Genomic DNA, 9,278 nt, shown 5'->3' on the forward strand with positions numbered 1-9,278 from the left:
GGCCACCGCCGCCGACGTCATCAGCACCAGCACGCCGGTGGCGTAGGCGCCGCCCTGGGCGTCGACGTCGGCGTCGAACAGCCAGGTGATCAGGAACCCGACCAGCATGAACACCAGCACCAGCGGCCGGACCGCCCGCGCCCAGCCGGGAGCCATACCGTAACGGGGCAGGTAACGGGGCACCAGGTTCAGCAGCCCCGCCATGGCGGAGGCCCCGGCGAACCAGAGGATCGCGATGGTGCTGATGTCGTAGGCGCTGCCGAAACCCACGCCCAGGTATTCATGGGCCAGGAACGCCAGCGCGCGCCCGTTCGCCTGTCCGCCGGGCTGGAATTCCTGCTCCGGGATGAGCACCACCGTGGTGAAGCTGCTCACGATCAGGAAGCTGCTCATGATGACCGCCGCCGTCGTCAGCAGCTTGCGGGTGCCCGCGATGCGGCCGGAGGGGTTGTCCTCGGTATCGCTCAGGTGTCCCCGGATCTGCGGCATGACGGCCACTCCCGTCTCGAACCCGGACAGGCCGAGGGCGAGCTTGGGGAAGACGAGCAAGGCAAAGCCGACAGCCAGCAGCGGGTTCCCGTGCGATGTGGAGATCGCCTGCCACCAGTTGTCCACGGCAACCGGGTGGGTGAACACCTCAAAGACCGAAACGGTCAAAACCACCAGGTTCAGGCCCAGGTACACGGCGACCAGGACGACGGCGACGCCGATGGCCTCCTTGAAGCCGCGGAGGAAAACAGCACCCAGCATGGCCAGGAGGAAGAGCGTGACCGGCACGTTCTGGCCCTGCAGCCAACTGGGGGCCACGGGGTTCTGGATCAGGTGCGCCGTGGCGTCCGCCGCGGACAGTGTCATGGTGATCATGAAGTCCGTGGCGGCGAAACCCAGCAGGACCAGGACGAACAGTTTTCCGCCCCAGCGCGGCATCAGCCGCTCGAGCATCGCAATGGAGCCCTCGCCGCGGTGGCTTTCGCCTGCCACGCGCCGGTAGACGGGCAATGCGCCGAGCAGCGTGATGAGAACAAGCACAAGGGTCGCGAGCGGCGAGATCACGCCCGCGGCGAGCGCGGCGATCGCCGGCTGGTATCCCAGGGTGGAGAAATAGTCGACGCCGGTCAAACACATGACCTGCCACCAGGAGTGTTTTTTCTCGTGGGCCGTGGGCACGCCGCCCGGGCCCTGGTGGCTTCCTTTGCTGTCCTGCAGTCCGAAAAGCAGCCAGTTCCGCACCGTCGTTTTGGTTCGTGGCCTCGGCGCCGACGGGTCTGCCGGCGGCCTGCTCAGCGTGGTCATGTTTTCCTTCCCTCATGGCGCGGTTTCATCATCCGGGGCGCGCGCTGCCCCAGTTGCGAAACTAGCAGCGGCCGGCGGCAGCGCCCCCGCTGAGACGGGGATCTTGACGAATCCTTGACACGGCCCTGCCCTGCTGGATTGGACCCGAACTGCAAGAATGACTCCATGGCACGTGGAACGCTGCGCATCTTCCTGGGGTCAGCACCTGGTGTCGGCAAGACCTACACGATGCTCCGCGAGGGGCACCGGCTGCGGGAAGCCGGCGACGACGTCGTCGTCGCGTTTGCCCGTGACCGCGGCCGCCGCGATACCCGGGCCCTGGTGGCCGGGCTCGAGCTCATCCCGGCGAGACGGGTCCCCTATCGGGGGCTCCAGCTCGAAGAGCTGGACGTGGACGCGGTCATTCACCGCGGGCCGGCCACGGCCGTCGTGGATGAGTATGCCCACACCAATCCTCCAGACAGCCGGAACGCCTACCGGTGGCAGGACATTGACGAACTGCTGGACGCCGGCATCAATGTCCTGTCCACACTGGATATCCAGAGTCTCGCATCGCTCAGCGACGTCGTCAGCGCCATCACCGAAGACCGGCCGGCGGAGACGGTTCCTGATGAGATCGTCCGGCGGGCCGCTGAGATTCAGCTGGTGGATATCTCCCCGGAACTCCTGCGCCAGCGCCTCGCGGCAGGCAGAATCGTCGCAGCTGACAGGGTCGATGCGGCACTCTCGAACTTCTACCGTCCGGGCAACCTGGCTGCGCTGCGTGAGCTTGCCCTGCTGTGGTTGGCCGACCAGGTGGACGAAGGCCTGGCTGGGTATCGGACGGCGAAGGGAATCGAATCCAGCTGGCCGGCCCGCGAGCGGATCGTGGTCGGGCTGCCCGGCGGCCCCGAGGGTGGGATCCTGATCCGCAGGGGCGCCCGGATCCTCAACCGGGTCAGCGGCGGAGATCTGCTGGCGGTGCACGTCCGCGCAGCGGGATCTGTCGGCGCGGAATCGCCGCAGGAACTGGAGGCGCAGCGCCGACTGGTCCAGGGCCTTGGCGGGAGTTATCACGTTGTCACCGGGGAGGACCCGGCCGCCGCACTGCTGGACTTCGCCCGCAGCGTCAACGCCACCCAGATCGTTTTGGGAATCTCACGCCGCGGCAGCCTCGCCCGGCTGCTGGCTGGACTGCGTGGCGGACGCACCGGCGGCAGGGTAATTCGGGACGCCGGAGCCATCGATGTCCACATCGTGTCCCGGCCGCCCGCAGGCGAAGCCGCGGTGGTGCCCCGGCGCCGGAATCTGGGCCGCGCCCGCGTCACAACAGGATTCGTGCTGGCCATCCTCCTTCCCGTCCTGCTGCAGATCCTGCTGGCGGCGAACCCGGACAAGAACCTGGCCACAACCGTCCTCGTCCAGCTCACCGGCTCCGTCGCAGTGGCACTGGTCGGCGGCCTGTGGCCGGCAATCCTGGCTGCGCTCTGGAGCAGCCTGCTGGTGAACTACTTCTCCACCCCGCCGGTAGGCAACCTGACCATTAGTGATTCGCAAAACGTACTCGCTCTCCTGGTGTTCGTCGGGGTATCCGCCGCAGTGGCCACCGTGGTGGACGTGTCTGCGCGGCGTTCCAAGGAAGCTGCCCTCGCCAAGGCGGAAGCCGCCACTCTCGCGGACCTCACGCGCGGGGCTGCCGGTTCGGAGGACACGGTTGTGGGCTTGCTGGAGCAGGCCCTCGACGTGTTCCAGGTCCGCGGCGCCGCCCTCCTGAGCCGCGCTGACGACGACGGCCTGCGCGCCGGCGGCGGAACCGCTGCCCGCTCCGGCGAGGGCTCCCGCCCGCGATGGCGGCTGATCGCCAGCGCGGGCGAAGTTCCGGCCTTCAGCTCCGCCGATAGTGACAGCCCCGGCACCGCAGGCATCGAGGGTGAAAACGTGGAACGCATCGATGCCACCACCTGTCTGGTCCTGTCGGGCCGGGTACTGCCGGCCACCGACAGGCGGCTTCTCGGCGCCTTTGGCGTCCATGTGGTGGCTCAGCTGGAACGCCAGCAACTGCTGGCCAGCCGCTCTGAAGTCCTGAAACTCGCTGAAGGCAACACGATGCGGACCTCGATCCTCCGCGCCGTCTCACACGATCTCCGAACTCCGCTGGCCGGAATCAAGCTCGCGGTGGGGGGACTTCGGCAGGACGGCGTTCGGTACACCCGCGAGGAGGAGCAGGAGTTGTTGGCGACCATCGAGGACTGTTCGGACCGGCTGGAGGTGCTGGTGGGGAACCTGCTGGACATGTCGCGGATAACGTCGGACTCGATCAGGCCGCTGTTGCGGCCCGTGCGCTGGTACGAAGTCATTCCCGGCGGACTGCACGGAATCGCTCCGGACCGCGTGCGCGTCGAACTCCCCGCCAACATGCCCGAGGTCGAGGCGGACGAGGGCATGCTCGAGCGGGTCATAGCGAACATCGTGGAGAACGCCGTCAAGTACGCACCGGCATCCGATATTGTCCTGACCGGTTCCTCCGGCGGCTTGAGCCCGGCGGGTTTGGGCGGCCGCCCGGCCGGTGAACTGCGCATTATCGACCACGGAACGGGCATACCGGCGGATCGAGTCGTGGACATGTTCCGGCCCTTCCAGCGCCTCGACGATGCGACGCAGGCAACCGGCGTGGGACTCGGCCTCGCCGTGGCCAAGGGCTTCACGGAGGCGATGGGCGGCAGGCTGAGCGCCGAAGCGACGCCCGGCGGCGGCCTGACCATGGTGATCAGCCTCCCGTTGTCCGCCGGCATCCCGTTCCAGGCAGAACCCGATCAGGCCCCGCTGGAGCCGCAATCAGCAGTCATCGGCCGGCGCCACGCACCGCCGATCCTCTCGTCCGGGACGGACACGGTATGACCTCCGTACTGGTAGTCGATGACGACACCTACCTGCTCCGGGCCCTGCGGATCACGCTGCAGGCCCACGGCTACGACGTCGCCACCGCTGCGGACGGGCGCTCGGCGCTCCTCGCTGCCCAGCAGCACCCGCCGGCCCTCGTGATCCTGGACCTGGGGCTGCCTGACATGGACGGTTCGGCGGTGCTCCGGAAGCTCCGCGGCTGGAGCTCGGTGCCGGTGCTGGTGCTGTCCGCCCGCCATGGTTCCGAGGACAAGGTGGAGGCGCTCGACGCCGGCGCCGACGACTACATCACCAAGCCCTTCGGGCTCGAGGAGCTCCTGGCCCGCCTGCGGGCCCTGCTGCGCCGCAGCGCGGACACGGAACAGCCGGTGGTCGTCACTACCGAGGCGTTCACCGTGGATCTGGGCAAACGCCGCGTTCTCCGCGACGGCCAGGACGTCCGGCTCACCCCGACCGAATGGAAAATGCTGGAGGTGCTGGTCCGCAGTCCGGAAAAACTTGTCACCCAACAGCAGCTCCTGTCCGAGGTGTGGGGGCCTGCCTACGCGAAGGAAACCAACTACCTCCGCGTGTACATGGCCCAGCTCCGCCGCAAGCTGGAACCGGACGCAGCCACCCCACGGCACCTGATCACCGAGGCGGGCATCGGCTACCGGTTCGTGCCCTGACGGGTTCCGCACGCGGCCCGGCCCCGCCTAGACGAACGCGGACTTCCCGGTCACGGCCCTGGCCACGATCAACGAGTTGATCTCGTAGCTGCCCTCGTACGTGTACAGGATTTCGGCGTCGCCAAAGAGCTTGCCCATCTCGTAATCGCTGCTGATCCCGTTGCCGCCCATCAGCGAGCGCCCCATCGCCACCGACGCCCGGGCCAGCCGGGTGGTGGTGGATTTGGCCATCGCGGCCTGGACCATCTCAAGCTTGCCGTCTTCCTGGATCCTGGCCAGCTGCGCCATCAGCGACAGCGAGGCCGAAGCGTTTCCCAGGATCTCGGCCAGCTGCTGCTGGATCAGCTGGAAGCGTGCCAGCTCCTTGCCGAACTGCTTCCGTTCCAGCGAGTAGGAACGCGCGACGTCGAACGCCGCCAGTTGGATGCCGGCGGCCTGCCAGCCCACCCAGGCGCGCGAATCGCGCAGCAGCTCATTGGCCTTGGAAAAGTCCGTGGCCCCGGGGAGCAGGTTGGACTCCGGAATGCGGACCTCGTCGAGAACGATGTCCGCGTTCTGCATGATCCGCAGCCCGATCTTGTTGGCGATCTTCGTGGCCGTGTAGCCGGGGCGGTCCGTCTCCACGATGAAGCCCTTGATCTGCTGGTCCGCGACGTCCCGTGCCCACACCAGGGCGAAGTCGGCAATTGTGCCGGCGCCGATCCAGCGCTTGGCGCCGTTGATGACCCACTCGCCGTCCTCCAGACGCGCGGTGGTGGCCAGCCCACCGGCAATGTCCGAGCCGTGGTCCGGCTCGGTCAGGGCGAAGGCGCCGATCTGCGTGAACGCGGTGAGCCCCGGCAGCCAGCGCGCTTTCTGCGCCTCTGACCCGAGCTGGTCGATCATGCCGACGATCAGCTCGTTGTGGATCCCCACCAGGGCCGAGAGGGACACATCGGCGCGGGCCACCTCGACATACATCAGGCCCTTGAACAGCTTGGAGGTGCCGTCCGTCTGCAGGCCCCCGAGCCCGTATTTCCCGAGCTCGGCAAGCAGGCCGAAGGGGAACTCCTCACGGTTCCAGTAGTCGATCGAGGCCGCACGGATCCGGGACTGGAGGAAGTCACGGATTTCCTGGTAGCGGGACTGTTCTTCCGGGGGCAGCAGATCCACGATGTACATCAGATCAGCGTCCGGGAAGGGCGGCGCCGCCACGCCCTCCTGCACTGTTTTTTTCTCGCTGGCCCCCTGTCCGCTGGCACGTCCTTGTGGCTGCACGGGCATGTATCCCTTCGTAGTGATCCATTCATGAACCGAGTCGACTCTTCCAAACCCTTGGATGTCCTAGTATATTGCACAGTGATGGTGATCACTAGGAAACTGGTGATCTCCGGGCAACGGCGCCGGGCTTAAACGGCTGCGCCACCAGACTTCGAAAGGTGCACTATGACCGTCACAGAGGAATTCCGCGCAGCCCGCGACCGCATGCTAGACCTCCGCATGGACTACGAGGCGGCGCGCAGCGAATTCCAGTGGCCGCGGTTTGAGCACTTCAATTTCGCCCTGGACTGGTTCGACCAGATCGCGGCGGATCCGGCCAAGGCGAACAACCCGGCCCTCGTGATCGTCGAGCAGGACGGCTCCGCCACACGGCGCAGCTTCGCGGACCTGTCCCGGCGCTCCGCCCAGGTGGCCAACTGGCTGCGCAGCCAGGGTGTGGGGCGCGGTGACCGTATGATCATCATGCTCGGCAACCAGGTGGAACTCTGGGAACTGATGCTCGCCGGGATCAAACTGGGCATCGTCATGATCCCCACGACTACCCTGATGGGGCCCGCGGACCTCAAGGACCGCGTGGAGCGCGGCGGCGCGAGCTGGGCCGCCATCGGAAGCGCCAACATCAGGAAGTTCGATGAGGTCCCGGGCGACTACACGCTGATCGAAGTCGGCGACGGCGCCGGCAACGCCGATGAAGACACAGCCGCCCTGCAATACACCGAGTCCGCCGCCGCGGGGGCAGAGTTCACCCCGGACGCGCCGACCCTGGCCGACGAGACCCTGTTGCTCTACTTCACCTCGGGCACCACGTCCAAGGCCAAGCTCGTGGAGCACACGCACACGTCCTACCCGGTGGGCCACCTGTCCACAATGTTCTGGATCGGGATGGAGCCCGGCGATGTGCACCTGAATGTGGCGTCGCCCGGCTGGGCCAAGCACGCCTGGTCCAACGTGTTCACCCCGTGGATCGCCGAGGCCTGCGTGTTCATCTATAACTATGAGCGCTTCGACGCCAAGGCGCTCATGGAGCAGATGGACCGCGAGTCGGTGACGAGCTTCTGCGCCCCGCCGACGGTCTGGCGCATGCTCATCCAGGCCGACCTGACCCTGCTGAAGAACCCGCCCACCAAGGTGGTGTCCGCCGGCGAGCCGCTCAATGCCGAGGTGATCGACCAGGTCCAGCGCGCCTGGGGACAGACCATCCGCGACGGCTTCGGCCAGACCGAATCCACCGTGCAGATCGCCAATACCCCCGGCCAGCCCATCAAGATCGGCGCCATGGGCAAACCGCTCCCCGGTTACGACGTCGTCCTCGTGGACCCGGCAACGGGTGCGGAGGGCGACGACGGCGAACTCTGCCTGCGCCTCGACCCCCGCCCCGTCGGTCTGATGAAGGCCTACTACGGCGATCCCGAAAAGACCGCAGAAGCGTTCCGCGACGGTTATTACCACACCGGAGACATGGCAAGCCGGGACGAGCGCGGCATCATCACGTACGTGGGCCGCGGCGACGACGTCTTCAAATCCTCCGACTACCGGCTGTCCCCCTTCGAGCTGGAAAGTGTCCTGATCGAGCACCCCGCGGTGGCGGAAGCCGCGGTCGTCCCCTCCCCCGACCCGCTCAAGCTCTCGGTGCCCAAGGCGTTTGTGGTCCTCGCCGCCGGCCACGAGCCCGGCCCGGAACTGGCTGAGGACATCCTGCGGTACTGCCGCGACCACCTGGCGCCGTTCAAGCGGATCCGCCGGCTGGAATTCGCCGAGCTGCCCAAGACCATCTCGGGCAAGATCCGGCGTGTGGAGCTGCGGCACAGCGAGGAACTGCGGCACGGCGGAGGGACGGTCCCGGCCGGCCTCGGCACGGAGTACTCCGAAGCCGACTTCCCCGGGCTGAAGAGCCCGGCCGAAAAGCTAGGCTGAACCCTATGAGATTCAGTTCGAGTTGCTGGGGGTGCTGTGGCCACGCCGCTGCCGCGTGATCCGATTGCCGACGCCCGGCTGAACTGGGAGCGGCACGGCTGGTCCGACGTCGCCGCACCGATGGCTGCCATCACTGCCATTATGCGGACCCAGCAGATCCTGCTGGCCCGGATCGAAGGGGTCCTCAAACCCTTCGGACTGACGTTTGCCCGGTACGAGCTCCTCGCCCTGCTGAGCTTTGCCCGCAGCGGCGCGCTGCCCATGAACAAGGCGAGCGCGCTGCTGCAGGTCCATCCCACCTCGGTGACGAACGCCGTCGACCGGCTGCAGGGTGCGGGGCTGGTCTTCCGCTCTCCGCATCCCACGGACGGGCGCACCACCCTGATTGAACTCACCCCGGAGGGGCGTACGCTGGCAAAGCGGGCGACGGCGGCACTGAACGCTGAGGTGTTCGCCCAGTCCGGCTTTGAGGAGCAGGATATCGATCAACTGCTCCGGATCCTGGGTGCCTTCCGCCGCAATGCCGGCGACTTCAGCGAGTAACCGGCCGAAGGGCCCCCAATTGAACTGACTTCCCGTCACAACGCGGTGACGGGCTTCCGCGGCACCAGGAGACGACTCATGCAGCCGAACGCCTATTCCCGCCCCGACGACCGGGAGCTGCTCCGTGCCTCCCTGCGGCAGCTCTCCGGCAGGTTCCGTCCCGCCGTGCTCTTCGCCGGGCTGGCCAGCGGCGAACTGCTCCAACTGACGGACTTCCTGGGCACCGCGACCTCCAGCCTGCACCAGGTGGTCGTGGTTCCGGGTGCGGGCCTGGGCGGCCGGGTCTTCACGCAATGCCGGCCATTCCTGGTGGAGGACTACATCGCGTCCGAGGGAATCACGCATGAATACGACCTCGCCGTCAGGCGCGAGCGGCTGACCTCCATGGCGGCCGTCCCCGTGGTGGTCCAGGGCGTGTCGCGGGCCGTCCTGTACATCGCCAGCAGGGAGCGCGCTCCGCTCGGGGAAAGCGCCGTGTGCGAGGCCATGGAGGCGGCCGCCTCGATCGCTGAGGAACTGCGGGTCCGGGACGAGGTGGACCGCCGGGTCTCGATTATCGACGTTGCCCGGGCCGAGCCCGCCCTGGCCCTGGACCGCAGCTGGCTGGAGCACGTCCGGGAAGCCCACGCCGGGCTGCGGTCCCTGGCAGGCACGGTGTCCGACCCGCACCTGGCGCGGCAGTTGGACATCATCGGCGCCCACCTGGCACCGCCACCCGCC

Annotated in this window: 6 protein-coding genes and 1 pseudogene (1 of these 7 running past the window's edge); 5 read left to right on the plus strand and 2 right to left on the minus strand. The window is 67.5% G+C overall.

Annotation, left to right across the window (positions count from 1 at the left end; genetic code table 11):
• Positions 1 to 1,293: pseudogene (locus K789_RS22215) on the minus strand (amino acid transporter); it reaches 680 nt to the left of the window's first position.
• A 165-nt stretch (positions 1,294 to 1,458) separates the two neighbouring features.
• Between K789_RS22215 and K789_RS0103755 the strand changes: the two are divergent.
• Together K789_RS0103755 and K789_RS0103760 are read left to right on the plus strand one after the other, a co-directional pair.
• Positions 1,459 to 4,170 (plus strand): DUF4118 domain-containing protein, encoded by a 2,712-nt coding sequence (locus tag K789_RS0103755; RefSeq protein ID WP_024365589.1) that lies wholly within the window; start codon positions 1,459 to 1,461, stop codon positions 4,168 to 4,170.
• Positions 4,167 to 4,841, plus strand: coding sequence for a response regulator (locus K789_RS0103760; protein ID WP_024365590.1), 675 nt, complete (start codon positions 4,167 to 4,169; stop codon positions 4,839 to 4,841). The genes K789_RS0103755 and K789_RS0103760 overlap by 4 nt, the downstream gene beginning before the upstream one ends.
• 27 nt (positions 4,842 to 4,868) lie before the next feature.
• Here the strand turns inward: K789_RS0103760 and K789_RS0103765 are convergent, their stop codons facing one another.
• The gene (locus K789_RS0103765; protein WP_237739509.1) at positions 4,869 to 6,002 is read right to left on the minus strand and encodes an acyl-CoA dehydrogenase family protein; all 1,134 of its coding nucleotides are present in this window, start codon (positions 6,000 to 6,002) and stop codon (positions 4,869 to 4,871) included.
• A gap of 264 nt (positions 6,003 to 6,266) precedes the next feature.
• Between K789_RS0103765 and K789_RS0103770 the strand changes: the two genes are divergently transcribed.
• The 3 genes from K789_RS0103770 to K789_RS0103780 all read left to right on the plus strand — a co-directional run.
• On the plus strand, positions 6,267 to 8,015 hold the full coding sequence (locus K789_RS0103770) for an AMP-binding protein (protein ID WP_024365592.1): 1,749 nt from the start codon (positions 6,267 to 6,269) through the stop codon (positions 8,013 to 8,015).
• 36 nt (positions 8,016 to 8,051) lie between these two features.
• Positions 8,052 to 8,558, plus strand: a complete 507-nt coding sequence (locus K789_RS0103775) for a MarR family winged helix-turn-helix transcriptional regulator (protein WP_024365593.1) — start codon at positions 8,052 to 8,054, stop codon at positions 8,556 to 8,558.
• A 78-nt stretch (positions 8,559 to 8,636) separates the two neighbouring features.
• Positions 8,637 to 9,278: GAF domain-containing protein (locus tag K789_RS0103780; protein WP_024365594.1), on the plus strand; the 642-nt coding region annotated here is incomplete at its 3' end.

The organism is Arthrobacter sp. TB 26, assembly GCF_000427315.1.
Taxonomy (GTDB): Bacteria; Actinomycetota; Actinomycetes; order Actinomycetales; family Micrococcaceae; genus Arthrobacter.

Coding starts and splice junctions, on each gene's coding strand:
- K789_RS0103755 (WP_024365589.1), top strand. CDS start 1,459: ATGGCACGTGGAACGCTGCGCATCTTCCTGGGGTCAGCACCTGGTGTC.
- K789_RS0103770 (WP_024365592.1), top strand. CDS start 6,267: ATGACCGTCACAGAGGAATTCCGCGCAGCCCGCGACCGCATGCTAGAC.
- K789_RS0103760 (WP_024365590.1), top strand. CDS start 4,167: ATGACCTCCGTACTGGTAGTCGATGACGACACCTACCTGCTCCGGGCC.
- K789_RS0103765 (WP_237739509.1), bottom strand. CDS start 6,002: ATGTACATCGTGGATCTGCTGCCCCCGGAAGAACAGTCCCGCTACCAG.